The sequence below is a fragment of the Pseudomonas japonica genome (assembly GCF_013522925.1).
Taxonomy (GTDB): domain Bacteria; phylum Pseudomonadota; class Gammaproteobacteria; order Pseudomonadales; family Pseudomonadaceae; genus Aquipseudomonas; species Aquipseudomonas japonica_A.
Genome location: NZ_JAAMQU010000005.1, coordinates 397,047 through 416,073, shown reverse-complemented (window position 1 = coordinate 416,073; position 19,027 = coordinate 397,047). Strand labels below are relative to the sequence as shown.

Genomic DNA, 19,027 nt, shown 5'->3' with positions numbered 1-19,027 from the left:
GCAATGCTGCGTACCAGCACCTGGCCAAGGGCGTGACCGAGACGCTGTCCATCGCCTATCAGGTGAAGGATCAGTGGGGCGCGACCGACACCGACACCCTGGTCATCAAGGTGACCGGCACCAACGATGCTCCGGTGATCACCACCACGACTGCCGCCGGCAACGTTGCGGTGAACGAAGACGCGGTTGCCCGTGGCACCCTCACCGCCACTGATGTTGACGACGGTCGCCTGCTGACCTTCAGCACCACCAGCAGCCAGCCGAGCGTGGCCGGCTTCACCCTGAACGCCGACGGCACCTGGACCCTGGATGCCAGCAATGCCGCGTACCAGCACTTGGCCAAGGGTGTGACCGAGACCCTCTCCATCGCCTATCAGGTGAAGGATCAGTGGGGCGCGACCGACACCGATACCTTGGTCATCAAGGTGACCGGGACCAACGATGCGCCGGTGGTCTCTAACAGCACCATCAATGGCACCGAAGACACTCCGGTAACCGTAACCCTGGGCGGGTCGGACGTAGACGGCACTGTCGATCACTTCACCATCACATCGGTACCGGCCAACGGCGTGCTGTTGCGCGATTCCAATGATTCAACCAGCATCGTCAACGTGGGTGACACCATCTCGGCGACCAACAACGGCGCTACCCTCACCTTCGTGCCGGCCGCGAACTGGAACGGCAGCACGACCGTTGTCTACACCGCAACGGACAACCTGGGTGCCACCAGCGCTACCTCGGCCACCGAAACCATCAAGATGGCAGCGGTAGACGATGCCAGTGTGCTGGGCGCTGATACCGCAACCATCAAAGAAGATGGCAAAGTCACCGGCAATCTGCTCGGTAACGACAGCGACGTCGACAATACCTTGAGCATCAGCTCGGTAAGTGTTGGCGGTAAAACCTACGCCACCGGTAGTGAAATCGACACCGGCGTGGGCAAGCTGACGGTCAGTACCGATGGCAGCTATACCTTCACGTCGACGGCCGACTGGGCCGGCACCGTGCCGCAAGTCACCTACACCACAAACACCGGCTCGACGAGCACCTTGAACATCACGGTGACTCCGGTTACCGACATCCCGACCCTGAGCCTGATCGGCAAAAGCACCCTGGCATCCACCGACCTCCAGGAAGTGGCGGCCGGCGGTAAGGCCACCGTAGCGGTAGGCAAGCTGGGCACTGGCGAATGGCACACCGATAACTCGGGCAATACCGTGGAGATCGGCGCGAGCACCACCTACGGCGCCGGCACTACCAGCCAGGTCATCGAGCTGGAGCGTAACCCCAACGATGCGAGCAACCTGTACACCACGGTAAGCGCGCAAACTGGCGCCACCTACACCGTAAGCTTCGATTACTCGGCGCGCAGCGGTGCCGAGAGCAATTCGAAGATCAACGTGTACTGGGGTGGACAGTTGATCACCACCCTGACCGCTAACAGCACCGGCATGACGCATTACACGCTCAACCTGCCGGTCAGCGCTGACGGTAGCCAGAAGCTGGAATTCGTAGCCGCCGACAAGAACAGCACCGGTGGTGTACTGGACAACATCCAGTTGGTCGAAACCCGCAACAGCGGCCTGGAAGACCAGCCGATTCTGTTGTCGACCATCAAGGCAGCCTCTGCCGACGTAGACGGTTCCGAGACCCTGACGGTGAAAATCACCGGTCTCCCCAAGGATGCCGTACTGACTGACGGCATCGCGGCGCATAACGTGACCGTCGGGGCCGACGGTACCGTGAACATCACCGGCTGGAATATGTCGAGCCTCAAGTTCACCGCGCCGGCCAATGCCAACGGTGATTACACCTTCACCGTGACCGCGACTGCTCAGGACGGCACCGCCAAGGCGGAAAGCGTAAGCCAGAATCTGCTCGTGCACGTGACGCCGGTCAACGATGCCCCTGCCTTCAGCCACGCCGATGGCAGCACCGTTACCGACAACTGGGGCAACACCTTCATCGAAACGCCCCACGGCACCACGCCGGCGGCGTGGGAAGGCAAGGGGCCGGGCCGCATCATCGGCACTGGCGACCTCACGCTGAAGGATGTCGACAACACGACCCTCAAGGGCGGCAGCATCGTGCTCACCAATGCCAAGCCCGGTGACAGCCTGGCCGTGGACGTCGGCAACACCGGCATCAAGGCCGAGATCGTCAATGCCAACGGCACCATCACCATCAAGCTGAGCGGCGACGCCAGCCCGGCCGACTACGCCTGGGTGATCAACCACGTCACCTTCAATAACACCGGCAATACGCCGTCGGACGAGCAGCGCAAGATCACCATTTCGGTAAACGATGGCGGTCTGAACGGCACCTCGAGCATCACCACGGTGATGAACGTCAAGCCGCAGAACGATGCCGTGGATATCTTCGGTGAGCAAGTGAGCTTCACCGAGAACGGTGCCGCGACTTCCATCGTCAGCAACTTCAGCATGAATGACCTGGATGGAAACCAGCTGTCCAAGGTCGTGGTAACGATCGATAACCTGGGCAATGGCGATGTGGTTACCCTCCCCACCAGCCTACCTGCAGGGATCACGGCCAATACCTCCGTAGTCAACGGCGTCGAGACCATCACCTTTACTGGCAAGGCCTCCATTGCCGAATACCAGGCGCTGATCCAGGGCATCACCTACAGCAACGACAGCGACACCCCCACTGCTGGCGTGCGCAACGTGACCATCGCTGTCACCGACGTGACCACCGACAGCGACGGTGCCAAGACTAGCACCTACAACAGCACCCTGACCGTCACCGCGGTAAACGACGCGCCGGTCTTCAGCCATGTCAATGGCAGTACCGTTACCGACAACTTCGTCAACACGTTCATCGAAACCCCGGCTGCAGGCGAAACGCCAAAGGGCGGCCAAGGCGTTGCGCTGATCGCCAGCGACTTGAAGCTGACGGATGTGGACAGCAACATCAAAGGCGCCTCGGTGGTGCTGACCAATGCCCACGATGGCGACAGCCTGGCCGTGAATACCGGCACTACCGGCATCACCGCCTCGATCGTCGAAGGCGTGGACGCCAATGGCAAAGCGATCATCACGGTTACCTTGAGCGGTGAAGCGACTCCTGCCCAGTACCAGTCGGTACTCAACAGCATCACCTTCAACAACAGCTCGCAGAACCCAAGCCCCGAAACCCGTGACATCAGCATCAAGGTCACCGATACCGGCGGAGCCGTAGCTACTGCCAGTTCGCATATTGGTGTGGTCCCGGAAAACGACGCCCCTGTGGTCACAGGCTCGGCGGTGAGCTTCACCGAAGGGCAGCCGGCGGTCTCCATTGTCGACGGCCTGTCGATCACCGACGTGGACAACACCACTTTGGCCAAGGCAGTGGTGACCATCACTGGCCTTGGTGCCGGCGACAACGTGGCCTTCACCGGCACGCTGCCAAGCGGCGTGACGCTGGTGGCTGGCGATGTCGTGAACGGCACCCAGACCTTCACCCTCACCGGCACCGCTTCGGTAGAGCAGTACCAGGGGCTGATCAACGCGATCCAGTTCTCCAACGCTACCGACACGCCAGTAGACGGCGTGCGCAATGTGACCGTTGCCGTTACCGATGTTGGCGGCAGCAACCTGGCCCGCGACCCGGCCCAGACCATTACTTACAGCAGCACCTTGAAAGTCACTGCAGTTGATGACCCAAGCGTGGTGAAGGCGGACACTGCCACCATCAACGAAGATGGCGAGGCCACCGGCAACCTGCTGACCAACGACATCGACGTGGACAACGCGCTGAGCATCAGCTCGGTCAGCGTTGGCGGCAACACCTACGCCACCGGCACTGACATTGCCCTGGCCCACGGCACCTTGAACGTGGCGGCTGACGGCACCTACACCTTCACCCCAGTTGCGGATTGGGCCGGCACCGTGCCAACCGTTACCTACACTACCAATACCGGTTCGACCAGCACGCTCACCATCACGGTCGACCCCATGGTGGACATTCCGGTCGTCACCGTAGGCGCAGCGACCATTACCTCTACCGGCCTGAACAAGGACACCTGGACCACGCTGTCCAAGGACACCCTGGGCACTGGGGGCAATGGCGCGGCCACCAGCACGCTGATCAACACCGTAGGCAGCGCCGCGACCGTCAACCCGACTGTCCACGGCGTGACCTCGCTCGCCAGCAGCGGTGATATCGCCGCGGGTACCGCCACCAAGGTCAGCGGCCTGGTGTACCTGGAAGCCGGCAAGTCCTACAGCTTCTCGGGCACTGGTGATGACAGCCTGGCAATTACCCTCGGCGGCACCACCGTGGCGACCGCCAGCTGGGGCAAGAACTCCGGTGCGGTCACCAGCACCACCTTCACACCCACGGATACCGGCTACTACACGGTCGACCTGTACCACTACAACCAGAGCGGCCCGGGCAACTACAACGTGACCGTGCTGGTAGATGGCGTAGCCACCTCGCTAAACAGCCTGGTGACCTTCGGCAGCGTGCAGGACATGGCCGCCGCCGGGCTGGACGCGTCTGCCCTGCATGGCAGCAATGGTGAGGGTTACTACACGGGCACCAGCCTGAACCATGGCCTGGAAGACGCGGGCGTGAAGCTGGCGCCGATCAGCGTGACCTATGGCGACACCACCGATGGCTCGGAGACCCACGTCACCACCCTCAGCGGCGCGCCTGCTGGCAGCACCCTGACCGATGGCACTCACACCGTGACCTTCGATGCCAACGGCTCGGCCGTCGTGACCGGCCTCAACCTGGCCAACCTGACCCTCAACACGCCGCTGAACTACAACGGCAGCTTCGTGCTGACCGTAACGGCGACCGCGAGCGAGCAGGGCGTGGCTACGTCAGTAGTGCGCACCGGCACCCTCACCGTTACCGTCGACGCCGTGAACGATGCCCCGGTGGTGAACCTCTCGGCCGGCGGCACCGCTGACATCACTTACCTGGAAAATGCCCCGGCTGCCCAGTTGGTGAAGCAGCTGACCATCGCTGACCCGGATGGCACCACCACGCTCAAGGGCGCGACCGTAACCCTAAGCAACGCCCAAGCCTACGACGTGCTCAAGGCAGGCACCCTGCCGGCTGGCATCACCGCCAGCGTGGACACCAGCGTCAGCGGCAAGATCACCGTGACCCTCACCGGCACGGCGTCTATCACCGACTACGTGGCCGCGATCAAGTCGATCACCTACGCTAATACCAGCGATGATCCAAGCACGGTTGATCGCAGCTACAGCGTGGTGGTCACCGACGGCGGCATCACCTCGGTTGCCGTCAGTGGTGCGGTGCACGTCACCGCAACCAACGACGCGCCTGTGTCGGTTGCAAGCACGGCGAGCACCAGCGAAGACACCACGGTGGCGCTCAAATGGGCCAACTTCAGTGTCACGGACGCAGACACCGCCAGCAGCAGCCTGAGCATTCAGATCACCGCCCCGGCCGCGACCCAAGGCACCCTGCAGTACTACAACGGTACCGCCTGGGTCCCCTTGGCCGCCGGGACCACGCAGTTGGTGAGCAAGGCAAGCCTGGAAGCGGGTTACCTGAAGTTCACGCCGTATAAGGACGCCTCAGGCACGGTAAGCCTGACGTACAAGGCTTACGACGCCGTGGACTACGGCAATGCTTCCACCGTGGCAGTCACCGTAACGCCGGTTGCCGACGCCTCGACCGTGACGCCTACCAAAGCCACTGTGGCCGAGAACGGTTCCACCACGCTCACGCTGGTGGCTAGTACCACCGACACCGACGGCTCCGAATCCGCTTCGGTTACCAAAATCAGCAGCATCCCGGTAGGCGCGACCGTGTCTGACGGCGTTGGCCATAGCTTCACCGCCACGGCCAGCGTGACCGAAGTGAACGTAACCGGTTGGAGCGTCAACACGCTGACCTACACCCCGGCGACGTACCACAACGGGACCGATACCTTGAAGGTGACCACCACTTCGGTGGATGGCACTTCCACGCTGAATACGGTTACTGACGTGCAGATCACCGTGACTCCAGCGGTGTACAAATCTACGGATGGCACCATTGGCTCCGACACCATTACCGGCGTGGCGGCGGCTAACAATATCATCGTAGGTGATGTAACAACGATTAAAGCTGGCCACAACTATAACATCGCCTTTGTTGTAGATACCTCCGGAAGTATCGGCTCTAATGCGCTGGCTTCCATGAAGACCGCTTTGTCGAACGTGTTCGATTCGCTGTACGCCAATGCCCTTACTGAAAAAGCCGGCACTATCAAGATTTTGCTCGTGGACTTTGACACGAAAGTCGAGAGTATCGTATCGGTGAACATCGCTGACGAGAATGCCCTGGAAACCCTGAAGGACGCACTGAGCAGCATGGCGTCTAACTCAGGCGAGGGAACGAATTACGAGGCGGGCTTGAAGACGGCAAGCAATTGGTTCCTCGGATCGGACGTCACGGCAGGCGCGGTAAACAAAACCTACTTCATCACCGACGGCGCGCCTAATACAGTGTCGACGGAAATGACTAACCCTTATATCTATGACACTGACTACGACGGCAAGGGGTCAAAGGTCTCTCTCGACAGCCTGAACCTCTCCAAGTGGACCTACGGCCAGACGCTTACCGCCAAAGACGGCAGCGTCATCGTTGCAGCGGACGGAACTGTAAAGTACAAGGGCGATAGCGGCAGTTGGTCGTGGGGTACTCTCCTGGCTGATGGGGCGGGTGGCTACGACGTAGTCACAGGTACCTCTTCCAAGAGCGTGGATACACAGTCCAAGAGTGCGTACGATGCCTTGGTCAAAGCGATGGGCGCCAATGGCTCAGTCGACGCCATAGGTTTTGGCAGCAGCATCAGCACGAGCACGCTGAATAACTACGATTCGGATCACAACGCGCAAAAAGTGGTGGACGCGACGCAGATCGAAGACGCAGTACTGGGCCATTACACTGCGCCTGGCAGCGATACTATTACTGGCAGCAGCGGCAATGACATCCTCTTCGGCGACCTGATCACCTTCGACAAGCTGCAGGGAACCGAAGCACTCAAGGCCTTCGCGGGGGTAACTACCGACCCGCAACTACATGCCTATCTGACTGATGCCAGCCATCTGGCAGATATTGCGAAACTGGCGGCTGGCTCGAATACCTACGGTACCGCTGACGGTGCGGATAGGTTATTTGGCGGCGACGGCAACGATATCCTCTTCGGTCAGGGCGGTAACGACGTCCTGAACGGCGGGGCGGGCAATGACATCCTGCTGGGTGGCAGCAGTGACAGCCTCCCCGGCAACATGACAACCGGCAACCTCCTTACCGGTGGCACGGGTGCTGACACCTTCATGTTTGTGAAGGGAGAGAAGGGCGCCAGTATCATCACCGACTTCAACACCGGCGAAGGGGATGTGATCGACCTGAGCGACCTGTTGTCCGGCCATGGCAACGACCTGACTCATTACCTGCAAGTCACCCAGGCCAGCGACGGCTCTGGTGCTGGTGTCTTGCTGGTGAGCAGCGCGGGTAACCTGAACGCCACTGCCTCGGCCGCGACCAACACGGCAGCAGCTGACGTGAGCATCAAGGTGGGTGGCATCGGCTACGATGCGCTCAAAAGCCTGGTTGCGGGCGCCGACACCCACATCAAGGTGGACCACGCCTGATGCCCACGGCCCGGCAATGGCTTATGCTGTTGCCGGGCCAAAGGCGTAACGCCGAACAAGAGGGTTCATAGATGTTTTACGTCCAGCGCAACGCCGAAGGCCGCCTCGTTCGGGTGCAGCCCACGGAATTTTCGGGCTACAGCGAAACCCTCGCCGCCGACCACCTGGATATCCAGGCCTGGTTCAGCAGCGAAGCCGTGGAAACCAGCCTGAAGGCTTTGCAGCAAAGCGACCTGGACATGGTGCGGGTGCTCGATGACCTTATCCAGTTACTCACCAGCAAAGGGGTGATACGCATCACCGACTTGCCGCCCGCCGCCCAGGCCAAGCTGATGGACCGTACCCAGGCGCGTGAAGCCCTCGGCGGGCTAAGCCGGCTGATCAACGACGAAGAAACCGGCCTCATCTGAGGCCGTTTTTTGCCCGCAAGAACGTTCGGTCGGCCATCCATCGCTGTGGCAATTTGTAACTATTGACTACACAACGGACTTGATCGAGTATTGATAGTTAGCAACCTATCAATTATGTGGCGCCTGTGAACACTCTCGACAAGCTCCAGCTCAACATCAGTAGCGGCATGGTCGTAGCGGCCCGGCATTGGCGGCGGATCTGCCAGACCACCCTGGCCAACTACGGCATCTCCGAAGCGTGCGCGGTACCGCTGCTGGCCATCGTGCGCCTGGGCGACGGCGTGCGGCAGGTGACCGTGGCGCATGCTTCAGGCCTTGAAAGCCCCTCGCTGGTGCGCCTGCTCGACCAGCTGTGCGCGCAAGGCTTTGTGCAGCGCACCGAAGACACCACCGACCGCCGCGCCAAGGCCCTGAGCCTCACCCCACAAGGGCGGGAGTTGGCCGAGGCTATCGAGGGCGAGCTGGTGCGGCTGCGCCGGGATGTGCTTAAAAACGTCGACAAGGCCGACCTCGAAGCCGCACTGCGCGTAGTGAGGGCGTTCGAAGAAGCAGGGCAGGGGTCCGCCGTATGGGCTTCCTGAAAGGTTTTTTCAGCGACCTGCCACCTGCGCAGGACTGGTGGTATGGCGTACGCACCTTCTCCGCCTCGATGCTGGCGCTGTACATCGCGCTCAAGCTGGAGATGCCCCGGCCCTATTGGGCCATGGCCACGGTGTACATCGTTTCCAGCCCTTACGTAGGGCCCACCAGCTCCAAGGCGGTGTATCGCTTCCTAGGGACGTTGCTGGGGGCCAGCGCGGCCGTGTTGCTGGTGCCGCTGTTCGTGCAGGCGCCGGTGTTGCTGGTGATCGTGGTGTCGCTGTGGACAGGTACATTACTGTTCCTGTCGTTGCACCTTCGCACCGCCAACTTCTATGCCTTGATGCTGGCTGGCTACACCATGCCCATGATCGCGTTGCCGGTGGTCGATAACCCGTCGGCGGTATTCGACGTAGCCTCTTCGCGTACTCAGGAAATTTTCATCGGCATCGTTTGCGCCGCTGTGGTGGGCGCCATCTTCTGGCCGCGCCGCCTGGCCCCTGTGGTCGCAGGCGCGCTGGACAAGTGGTTCAGCGAGGCGGATGCCTACAGCCTGCGCTACTTGTCACGTAGCGTGAGCGCTGACGAAGTAGGGCCGCTGCGTTCGTCGATGGTCGTGACGTTCAATTCGCTGGAGCAGATGATCGGCCAGTTGCCCCACGAAGGCGCTACACCGCAGAGCGTGCGTAACCGAAAGGAATTACGCGGGCGGATGATCCACTTGCTGCCGACCATCGACGCGCTGGACGACGCGCTGGTGGCGCTGGAGCGCCGTACGCCAGAACTCGCCGCCCGTATGGCGCCCGTGCTTGAACACGCTCAGCATTGGCTGGCGTCCAGCGGCGACAACCCCAGCGAAGCGGCCTGGCAGGCCCTGCATCATCATATCGACCAGGTGCGCCCCGCTCCCGAAGCTCTGGCGGATCGGCAGCAACTGCTACTGGCCAATGCCTTGTATCGCCTGGAAGAGTGGGCCGACCTCTGGCAGGACTGCCGCACGCTCCACCTGGCCATCCGCAATGAGCAGCGCGAGCCCTGGAAGGCCGTGTATCGGCACTGGCGCCTCGGCCGCCTTACGCCGTTCTTCGACCGCGGCCTGATGTTCTATTCCGCCATGTCGTCGGTGACCGCGATCGCTGCCGCCTCGACTATCTGGATACTGACCGGCTGGGCCGACGGCGCCAGTGCAGTCATCCTGGCGGCCGTTTCGTGCAGCTTCTTCGCCTCCATGGACGACCCTGCCCCGCAGATCTACCGGTTCTTCTTCTGGACCATGGTGTCGGTAGTGCTGTCTGGCCTGTACCTGTTCCTGGTACTGCCCAACCTGCACGATTTCGCCATGCTGGTTCTGGCGTTCGCGGTGCCTTTCATCTGGATCGGCGCACTCACGGTGCAACCGAAGTTCTATCTGGGAACCCTGCTGACCATCGTCAACAGCTCTACCTTTATCAGCATTCAGAGCCAATACGACGCCGACTTCATGAGCTTCATCAATGGCAATATCGCGGGCCCGGCCGGGTTGTTGTTTGCCTTCTGCTGGACCCTTGTGGTGCGCCCCTTCGGCACCGAAGCCGCCGCCCGCCGCCTCACGCGTTTCGGCTGGCAGGACATCACCCGCCTGGGCGAGCCCGGCACGTTGCAGGAACATCGGCAAATGGCCGTGCGTTTGCTCGACCGCCTGATGCAATTGCTGCCGCGCCTGGGCCAGGTGGGCCAGGACACCGGCGGTGCCCTGCGCGACGTGCGCGTGGCGCTCAACTTGCTGGACATCCTCGCCTATGCGCGCCGGGTGGATAGCAGCGCGCAGGTGTTGCTCAAGCAGGTGGTGAGCGAAGTCGCTGCGTATTTCGCCGCCAACCTCAAGGCCGGTGAGCGATTGCCGCCACCCATGGCCAGCTTGAGAACCATGGACCGCGCCCGGCGCGCGCTCAATAGTTGCCTGGACGCCGAAGCCTGTCCTCATCTGTTGCTCGCGCTGAGTGGATTGCGCCTCGCGTTGTTGCCTGGCACCGAGGTAGTGGTGGAGGGCGACCAAGCCGAGGAACAACCGCCCTATGGTATCGACGGAGCCCCGCTGTGATCGGTGAACTGGATATCGGCGGGATCTTCCTGCCCACCCTGCTAGGCATCATGGCCATTGCCTACGTGCTCTTTCTAGGCGTGCATGCCGTGCTCAACCGGCTGCACTTCTACCGCCTGGTCTGGCACCGGGCCCTTTTCAACATTGCCCTCTACACCGTGCTGCTCAGCGCAGTAGACGTAATCTGCCGAAGCCTGATGACATGAAAAAACCTTTGCTGACGTTTGGTCGCTTTTTTCTCACCTTGATCGTAGTCGCCCTCGCCGTGGTGCTGGTATGGCGGATGGTGATGTATTACATGTTCGCGCCCTGGACCCGAGACGGGCACATCCGCGCCGATATCGTGCAGATCGCGCCGGACGTTTCCGGCCTGATCGAGCAGGTACCAGTACATGACAACCAACTGGTGAAGCGCGGCGACGTACTGTTCACTATCGACCAGGACCGCTTCCGCCTTGCCCTTCGCCAAGCTCAGGCGGGGTTGGCCGATCGCAGGGAAACGCTCGCCCAGGCGCAGCGCGAGAACAAGCGCAACCGTGGGCTGGGCAACCTGGTGGCCAAGGAGCAACTGGAAGAAAGCCAGTCCCGCGAAGCGCGCGCCCAGGCCGCCGTGCTTGAGGCTCAGGTAGCTGTGGACGCCGCCCAATTGAACCTGGACCGTTCCGTGATCCGCAGCCCGGTGAACGGCTACGTGAACGACCGCGCCCCGCGCGAGCATGAATTCGTGGCGGCCGGCCGGCCGGTGCTGTCGGTGGTGGATAGCGACTCCTATCACATTGATGGGTACTTCGAGGAAACCAAGCTGCCGCATATCCACATCGGCCAAGCCGTGGATATTCGGGTGATGGGCGATACCGCGCGGTTGAGCGGTACCGTGCAAAGCATCTCGGCGGGTATCGAAGACCGCGACCGCAGCAGCGGCAGCAACCTGCTGCCAAACGTAAACCCGGCCTTCAGCTGGGTGCGCTTGGCCCAGCGTATCCCGGTGCGGATCGCGTTCGACCAAGTACCCGCGGATTTCCGCATGATCGCTGGCCGTACGGCCACGGTGTCATTGCTGGACGACGCACCGGCGGCAGGCCAGCAAGGAGCGGCGCAATGAGTACTGCCTTGCGTGCCTTGGCGCTGGCCGCGTTGGCCAGCCTCGCGGCCTGCCAGACCGTGGGCCCGGATTACCAGTTGCCCAGTACCGCAGCCGTCAACCGCCCGGACCTTCAGGCGAAGCTGGGCGAAGGCAATCCCAACGTGGTGTCTGCGCCAGTACCTGCCAATTGGTGGCAGCTGTATCACGATCCGCGCCTGGATCAGTTGGTGCGTGAGGCATTGGCCTCCAACACCGACCTGCGCGTAGCGGCCGCGAACATTGCGCGGGCTCGCTTCCAGACCGAACAGGCCGAAGCCGAGGGTGGCTTCAACGCCAGTGTGAGCGCCGAGGCGCAGCGGTTGCAGGAGTCCGGCCAAGCCTTTTTGCTGACCGAAAAAGTGCCCGTGGCGAACATTGGCGCGGCGTCGATCAAAACCTCTTATGAGTTCGACCTGTGGGGCACGCTCAAGCGTGGCGTGGAAGCCGCCAACGCCAATGCCGATGCTGCCCAGGCGGCCGCCGATACCGCTCGCATCACTGTGGTGGCTGACGTGGTACGTGCGTATACCCAGGTATGCGCGGCGAATGAAGAACGTGATATCGCGCTGCATTCCCTCGACTTGCAGCAACAAGGCGTGAACCTGGCGCAACGGCTGCGCGACGCAGGCCGTGGCGATGAAACCCAGGTGACGCGCACACAAACCCAGTTCAAATCGTTGCGCGCCGAGTTACCCCGCTACCAGGCCGAGCGCGCCGCCGGGTTGTACCGGTTGTCCATGCTGCTGGCCAAACCCGTTGAGCAATTGCCGGCTGGCGTAGGGGACTGCGCCGAGTTGCCCCATATCGCCCAACTGTTGCCGGTAGGGGACGGCGCCACGCTGCTCAAGCGTAGGCCCGATGTACGCCGCGCCGAACGGCAACTGGCGGCCGCCACGGCACGCATTGGTGTGGCGACCGGTCAGCTTTACCCGGACATCAGCATCGGCGCCACGGTTGGCACGGTGGGCATTCTCGATGAGCTGGGCGACCCTTCCACCAACCGCTGGGGCTTCGGCCCGCTGATCAGCTGGACCATCCCTACCAATGGGGCTCGCGCCCGCATACGCGAGGCCGAAGCTGCGACCCAAGGCGCGTTGGCAAGCTTCGATGGGGTGGTGCTCAACGCGGTACGTGAAGCCCAGACCAGCCTGTCTACTTATGCCGCAGTGCTGGAACGCCGCGACGCCTTGGCCGAAGCCGAGCGCTCCGCCCATCAGGCCGCGGACCAGTCCCATCAGTTCTACCTGGCCGGCCGGCAATCCTTCCTCGAAGACCTGCAAGCCACCCGCACCTACACCACGGCTCGAGCGCAGCTGGCAGAAGCGAATACCCGGGTGGCCATGGAACAGATCAACCTGTTCCTGGCGCTGGGCGGGGGGTGGGAAAGCGCGCCGGCTACTGTGGGAGCACGGGGACGGCCATCCGCCGAAGCCGCAGGCGGAGCTCGCGAATAAGAGCTAGCGCAACAAACTGAACACACCCTTGGCGCCGCGCTTGATCCGCTCCAGCTCGCGGCTCACCGAGAACCCGCCGGCTTCTCGGCGGCGGCGGTTGAGTTGCACGTTCACGGCCTTGGCATAAAGCGCCTGCAGCCCCTGCTGCAACTCGGCCAGGCCGTATGCGGGCTGCTGCTGCGGCAACGCCACGCCTATCCAGTCGGGTAGGTCGAGCAGTTGGCTGTTATAGGCGCCTGCCTCCTGCACCGCACGCGCGGCCTTGCTGCCTTCCTCCAACGCGCTGCCCGCGGGCCAGCTGCCCCCCGGCACCAACCGGTCCGCCTGGGTGAGTACGGCGAGGATCGCCGGCGGTTCGTGGCCAAGGTTTTCAGGGCGGGCGAACCAGGCTTTCAGCTTTTCGCGAAACTGCCGGTCCAGCGCCCGCGCCGGCTGGTTGGCCTTGAGCGTCCACAGCAGCAGGTCGCATTCACGCGCTTCCTTGAACACCAGCTTTTCTACAGCCTCGGTGCCGTCCAACCCCGGCAGGTCAATCAAGCGAATGTTGGGCGCGCCTTCGATCATGCACTCATAGACCGCCACGCCATCGGTGGCGGGCAATGCGCTCACCTCGGCATTCAAGCTGCCGGTCAGCGCATTGATCAAGGAAGACTTGCCAGCGCCTACCTGGCCGACCAGCCCGATGCGAACCGGGTTCAGCGGTGGCGCCTTGCGCTCCTCGTCGCGGGCCGTCACACGGGCCTGTTGCAGTTGGTCATCCTCCAGTCGGAAGTGCCCGCCATAGAGGTCGATCGCCGCCCGCAGCACCTCCATCAACAACAGGTACTTCAAACGGCTTTGCAGCTCATCGCTCAGGCCGCTGAATACCTCGCCGCGGATTTGCGTAAGCGCTTCGGCCACCAGCCCCTGAGGCGAAATCAGACGTGCCGCCCGGTACAGGTTGAACACCTTGCGTGCCAATGGGCCGTAGCGTTCAACCTGCTCATTGAGGTTCATCAGCGTGGATATACGCAGGTGTTCCACGCCTGGCACATGGGCCTTGAGCACACGGCGATAACGCCGGCTGACCTGTTCCACGATAGCCAGCAACTCCGGTGCGGTAAAGGCCCAGTGAGCGCGGGCGGAGCGTTCGTCATAGCGGGCCGCCACCAGCCGCACCACGGCCAGGCCGCTCTGCGGCAGGGCTTGCCAAGGGAAGTCCGTGGCGACCAGTTCCTTGAGTTCCGGGATCAGCGCCTGCTGCACCTCCCGGTCCTGGGCGCGCCAGTAGTCGGGCGTGCGCGGGGTGGCTTCGAGCGCCTCTTTCACAGCGGGGCCCACTCGCTGGCCGAATTGGCGGCGTGCCAGCAGCAGGCCCAGGCTGCTGAGCAAGGTACACGCCAGCAACACCAGAATCAGGTGCAGGATGTAGCCGTAGCGCACCACTGCATACAGCCCGAAACCGGCCAGCACCAGCACCGGCAGCACCACCGAAAGCAGGGCATAGGGCATAACCCGGTCTGACAGCCGCGTGAGCGCTGCCAGGCCACTAAAGGTTCTTTTCATTACGCGCCACCGGAAGGATGTGTTCAAAGGCTTGCTTGTACAGGGCCTGCACCTCGGCCGCCGTGATGGGCTCGCCCCGCGACAAGCGATAGAAGTACATGCAGGCGGCGCGCCCGAGGGCATAGGTGAACCCGTAACTTGCTACTGCCGCAGAGGCGCCGCCCACGGTCTGGCCTACCACCGGGATCAGCTTCATCAACTGGCGCAGCCCCAGCCGCGAGGCGTATTGCAAGCCGAAGCCAGTGCCCAATGCCGCGGCGAACTCAGCCAGCAGCCGCCGGTTGTAAGTCAGGCCGTACCGGTTGGCAAGGCTATGCAGCATCTTGAGCTGCAGGGTGGGCACCGCTACCAACCCTACGGCCGGTAGCGCATCGGCCGCGCCCGCCGCTCCGGCATACCACATCACTTCTTTCTTGAGGCGCTGGAAGTTGCGTTCTTCCACATCCGCGTGCCCTTGGTCGTCGAACAGCTCGGTGACGATCGGCAGGCGAGCGCCAAGTTTTTCCGTAAGGGCCTGCAGCCCGTACGGCTGGCCGTCTGCGCCTAGAAAATCCACGGTTACGCTTTCTACCGGCCCCCAGGCCTGCTCGACCTGGCGCTGGTTGCGAGCGATGCAGCGGTCACGCTCACCCGGGTCGCTGATCTGCTGCACGCCGGTGTGCACCAGCAGTATTTCGCGGATCTTGCCGGAGCGGCGGATCTGCTTGAGCGCCTCCAGCACCTGCGACTGTTCCGGGTCCTCGGCCTTCATCACCACAATCAGGGCGTGGCTGTTCTGTTCGAGGTGGGCCAGGTCGGCTTCGGCATCGTAATCCGCTTCAGCCAGGCCTCGCGTATCCATGAAGGCCATTACTGGTGTGTCCGTGGGGTAGGCATAACGGGCCGAGGCCATGGTGCAGGGCCGAAACCCCGCGCCGACCTCTACCTGGTCAAGGCCCGTCAGCGCGCGCACCAGGGAGGATTTGCCCGCGCCGGTCTTGCCCAGCAGCCAGAGGGTGGGCAGTTGCCCTTCGCTGCGCTCGAAGGCGGTTTCCAGCGCCGGGTTCGCTTCGGGGTTCAGCGTTCGGTAAACGCGGTCGAGCAGGCTCATGGTGGTGGCTTCCGGTCGGGCATGGGGCTTAGGCCCGTTGCGCTGAAGAAAGGTCCTTGGGTGCAGGGTGCGGCACCCTGCCGCAGCGGCGGCGCGGCGAAAATTGACTTGGGTCAACGTGCCTGCGGCAGCGCCGAGCACAATGCCCGCACCCCCAAGAGTATCCGCGATGGCCGCACATTTCGACGTTCTCAAACAGCCTTTGGCCCGGGAAATCGCCGTGATCCTGCTGCTCAAGCTTGTTCTGCTCCTGGGTATCCGGGCCCTGTGGTTCGAGGTACCGGCGCCCATCGCGGGCGATAGCGCAAAAGTCGGCCAGCACCTGCTTGGCTCAGTTCCCGACGCTTCCGAGAAACCTCAACGATGATTACCGAATCGGTTGTCGACCTCTCCCGGCTACAGTTCGCCATGACGGCGCTGTACCACTTTCTGTTCGTGCCGCTCACCTTGGGCATGGCGTTCCTGCTGGCGATCATGGAGTCGGTGTATGTCATGACCGGCAAGCAGGTTTACAAGGACATGACCCAGTTCTGGGGCAAGCTTTTCGGTATCAACTTCGCGCTGGGCGTTACCACCGGCCTGACCATGGAGTTCCAGTTCGGTACCAACTGGGCCTATTACAGTCACTACGTGGGCGATATCTTCGGCGCCCCGCTGGCGATCGAAGGCCTGATGGCGTTTTTCCTCGAATCGACCTTCATCGGCCTGTTCTTCTTCGGCTGGGATCGCCTCTCGCGGCGGCAGCACCTGGCGGTGACCTGGCTGGTGGCACTGGGATCGAACCTGTCGGCGCTGTGGATTCTGATCGCCAACGGCTGGATGCAAAATCCTGTAGGCGCCGCGTTCAACTACGAAACCATGCGCATGGAGCTCACCAGCTTCTCGGCGCTGGTATTCAACCCGGTGGCTCAGGTGAAGTTCGTGCACACCGTCGCCTCCGGCTATGTCACCGGTGCGGTGTTCGTGCTGGCTATCTCCAGTTTCTACCTGCTCAAAGGCCGCGACGTTGCCTTTGCCCGCCGTTCGTTTGCGATCGCTTCAGCGTTCGGCCTGGCCTCCATCCTGTCGGTGATCGTGCTGGGCGACGAGTCCGGTTATGAGATCGGGGACGTGCAGAAGACCAAGCTTGCCGCAATCGAAGCCGAGTGGGAAACCGAGCCGGCGCCGGCGGCGTTCACGCTGTTCGGGCTGCCGAACCAGGCCGAGCAGCGCACCGACTATGCGGTAAAGATCCCGTACGTGATGGGCATTATCGCGACCCGCTCGGTGGACACGCCGGTCACCGGTATCAAGGACTTGGTCATCGAGCATCAAAGCCGCATCCGCAACGGCATGACCGCTTATGAACTGTTGAGCAAACTGCGCGCCGGTGACCGCAGCACTGAAACTCGTGAAGCTTTCGACGCGGTGAAGGGCGACCTGGGTTATGGCCTGCTGCTCAAGAAATACACCGATAAGGTAGTGGATGCCAACGACGAACAGATCAAGCAAGCAGCCCTGGATTCGATCCCGGGTGTGGCCTCGATCTTCTGGACGTTCCGGCTGATGGTGCTGAGCGGCGTATTGATGCTGGCATTGTTCATCGTCGCGTTCTGGGCCTCTGCTCAAAAAGCTGAGCATCGCCGCCGGTGGTTGCTCAAGTGGGCGCTGTTCAGCCTGCCACTGCCGTGGGTAGCGACGCAGACTGGCTGGTACGTGGCCGAGCATGGCCGCCAGCCGTGGTCCATCGGCGAAGTGCTGCCCACGCATCTATCTGCCTCTACGCTCACCGCTGCGGACGTGTGGGGCTCGCTGCTGGCGCTGGTGGCCTTCTACACCGTGCTGCTGGTGATCGAGATGTACCTGATGATCAAGTTCGCTCGCCTGGGCCCAAGCAGCCTTCACACCGGGCGCTATCACTTCGAGCAGGGGCACTCGCCCGCGCCTGTGCCTACCCCGACCGACACGCTGGCTGCTGCCTGAGGAGCCGATCATGTTTGATTACGAAACGCTGAAGCTGCTGTGGTGGGTGATCGTAGGGGTATTGCTGATCGGTTTCGCGGTAGCCGACGGTTTCGATCTGGGCGCCATGCTGTTGCTACCGCTGGTGGGCCGCAACGATTGGGAACGGCGCGTGGTCATCAACGCCATCGCCCCCCACTGGGATGGCAACCAGGTTTGGTTGATAACGGCAGGCGGCGCGCTGTTTGCTGCCTGGCCGCTGGTGTATTCGGCGGCATTCTCGGGCTTCTACTGGGCGCTGCTATTGGTGCTCTTCGCATTGTTTGTACGGCCGGTCGGCTTCGACTACCGCAGCAAGGTGCAGAACACCCGGTGGCGGCAAAGCTGGGACTGGGCGCTATGCGCAGGGGCCGTGGTGCCTTCGCTGGTGTTCGGCGTCGCTTTCGGCAATTTGCTGCTGGGCGTGCCGTTCCGCTTCGATGACACACTGCGAGCCAGCTACCACGGAACTTTCTGGCAACTGCTGAGCCCCTTCGGCTTACTGGCCGGCGTAGTCAGCCTGGCGATGCTCGCCGCACATGGCGGTAGCTGGCTGATGATCCGCACGGATGGCGTGATGGCCGAGCGCGCACGCCGCGCGGTATTAGGGTTCGGCGCGCTGTATATGGCGGCCTTCATTGGCGCAGGCGTGTGGTTGGCGATGGGCTCGATCCACGGGCTGGTGTTAGGTAAGGGCCTCGACCTGGGCGCCGCGCTCAACCCAATGGCGAAATATGTACAAAGCGGCAACCCCGGCTGGATGGCCAACTACCGGCTATATCCCTACACCGCGGCGGCGCCCTTGCTGGGTGTACTGGGTGCTTGCCTGGCGCTGCTGTCTGCCACATTGAGGCGAGGGGCCATGGCCTTCCTCGGCACTACCCTCACTATTGTCGGCACCTTATGCACCGCCGGGTTCGCACTGTTCCCCTTCGTGATGCCTTCCAGCATCGACCCCGCCTCCAGCCTTACCGTGTGGGACGCGGTATCCAGCCGCACCACGCTCAGCATCATGACCGTCGCGGCGGGGATCTTCGTGCCGGTCATCCTGATGTACACCCTGTGGTGCTATTGGAAACTCTGGGGGAAAGTCACTCCCGCGCACATCGACCGTAACCCCCACGGCCTTTATTGAGGAGCCTGA

The 19,027-nt window shown here is 62.5% G+C and carries 12 protein-coding genes; 10 read left to right on the top strand and 2 right to left on the bottom strand.

From position 1 onward, the window contains the following. Nucleotides 1–32: 32 nt before the first annotated feature. The 7 genes from G7016_RS10985 to G7016_RS10955 all read left to right on the top strand — a co-directional run bounded on the left by G7016_RS10985 (nucleotide 33) and on the right by G7016_RS10955 (nucleotide 13,268). A complete protein-coding gene (locus tag G7016_RS10985) occupies nucleotides 33–7,622 on the top strand; it encodes a beta strand repeat-containing protein (RefSeq protein WP_219856252.1) in 7,590 nt (2,529 codons plus the stop codon). Between the two features lie 71 nt (nucleotides 7,623–7,693). Then, nucleotides 7,694–8,032, top strand: a complete 339-nt coding sequence (locus tag G7016_RS10980) for a tryptophan synthase subunit beta (RefSeq protein ID WP_181113958.1) — start codon at nucleotides 7,694–7,696, stop codon at nucleotides 8,030–8,032. Nucleotides 8,033–8,199: 167 nt separating this feature from the next. Further along, nucleotides 8,200–8,613 carry a MarR family winged helix-turn-helix transcriptional regulator gene (locus G7016_RS10975; protein WP_181113986.1) on the top strand — a complete coding sequence of 138 codons (414 nt, stop codon included), beginning with the start codon at nucleotides 8,200–8,202 and terminating at the stop codon, nucleotides 8,611–8,613. Then, complete coding sequence (locus G7016_RS10970) at nucleotides 8,610–10,691, top strand: FUSC family protein (protein WP_181113985.1); 2,082 nt, start codon at nucleotides 8,610–8,612, stop codon at nucleotides 10,689–10,691. Before G7016_RS10975 ends, G7016_RS10970 begins: the two co-directional genes overlap by 4 nt. Then, the gene (locus G7016_RS10965) at nucleotides 10,688–10,897 is read left to right on the top strand and encodes a DUF1656 domain-containing protein (protein ID WP_181113956.1); all 210 of its coding nucleotides are present in this window, start codon (nucleotides 10,688–10,690) and stop codon (nucleotides 10,895–10,897) included. Before G7016_RS10970 ends, G7016_RS10965 begins: the two co-directional genes overlap by 4 nt. Continuing rightward, nucleotides 10,894–11,793 (top strand): efflux RND transporter periplasmic adaptor subunit, encoded by a 900-nt coding sequence (locus tag G7016_RS10960; protein ID WP_181113954.1) that lies wholly within the window; start codon nucleotides 10,894–10,896, stop codon nucleotides 11,791–11,793. The genes G7016_RS10965 and G7016_RS10960 overlap by 4 nt, the downstream gene beginning before the upstream one ends. Beyond that, nucleotides 11,790–13,268: an efflux transporter outer membrane subunit gene (locus tag G7016_RS10955; RefSeq protein WP_181113952.1), complete on the top strand. Its 1,479-nt coding sequence runs from the start codon at nucleotides 11,790–11,792 to the stop codon at nucleotides 13,266–13,268. Before G7016_RS10960 ends, G7016_RS10955 begins: the two co-directional genes overlap by 4 nt. A gap of 3 nt (nucleotides 13,269–13,271) precedes the next feature. On the opposite strand, the gene G7016_RS10950 is transcribed toward G7016_RS10955, so the two are convergent. Next, complete coding sequence (locus tag G7016_RS10950; protein WP_181113950.1) at nucleotides 13,272–14,813, bottom strand: GTPase family protein; 1,542 nt, start codon at nucleotides 14,811–14,813, stop codon at nucleotides 13,272–13,274. Further along, nucleotides 14,797–15,903, bottom strand: coding sequence for a YcjF family protein (locus G7016_RS10945; protein ID WP_181113948.1), 1,107 nt, complete (start codon nucleotides 15,901–15,903; stop codon nucleotides 14,797–14,799). Before G7016_RS10945 ends, G7016_RS10950 begins: the two co-directional genes overlap by 17 nt. Before the next feature lie 169 nt (nucleotides 15,904–16,072). On the opposite strand from G7016_RS10945, the gene cydP reads away from it, so the two are divergent. The 3 genes from cydP to cydB are packed head-to-tail and all read left to right on the top strand — an operon-like array spanning nucleotide 16,073 to nucleotide 19,018. After that, a complete protein-coding gene (gene cydP, locus G7016_RS10940; RefSeq protein WP_181113939.1) occupies nucleotides 16,073–16,270 on the top strand; it encodes a cytochrome oxidase putative small subunit CydP in 198 nt (65 codons plus the stop codon). Next, on the top strand, nucleotides 16,267–17,865 hold the full coding sequence (locus G7016_RS10935; RefSeq protein ID WP_181113937.1) for a cytochrome ubiquinol oxidase subunit I: 1,599 nt from the start codon (nucleotides 16,267–16,269) through the stop codon (nucleotides 17,863–17,865). Before cydP ends, G7016_RS10935 begins: the two co-directional genes overlap by 4 nt. A gap of 10 nt (nucleotides 17,866–17,875) precedes the next feature. Further along, a complete protein-coding gene (cydB, locus tag G7016_RS10930; protein ID WP_181113935.1) occupies nucleotides 17,876–19,018 on the top strand; it encodes a cytochrome d ubiquinol oxidase subunit II in 1,143 nt (380 codons plus the stop codon). The last annotated feature ends 9 nt before the right edge of the window (nucleotides 19,019–19,027 follow it).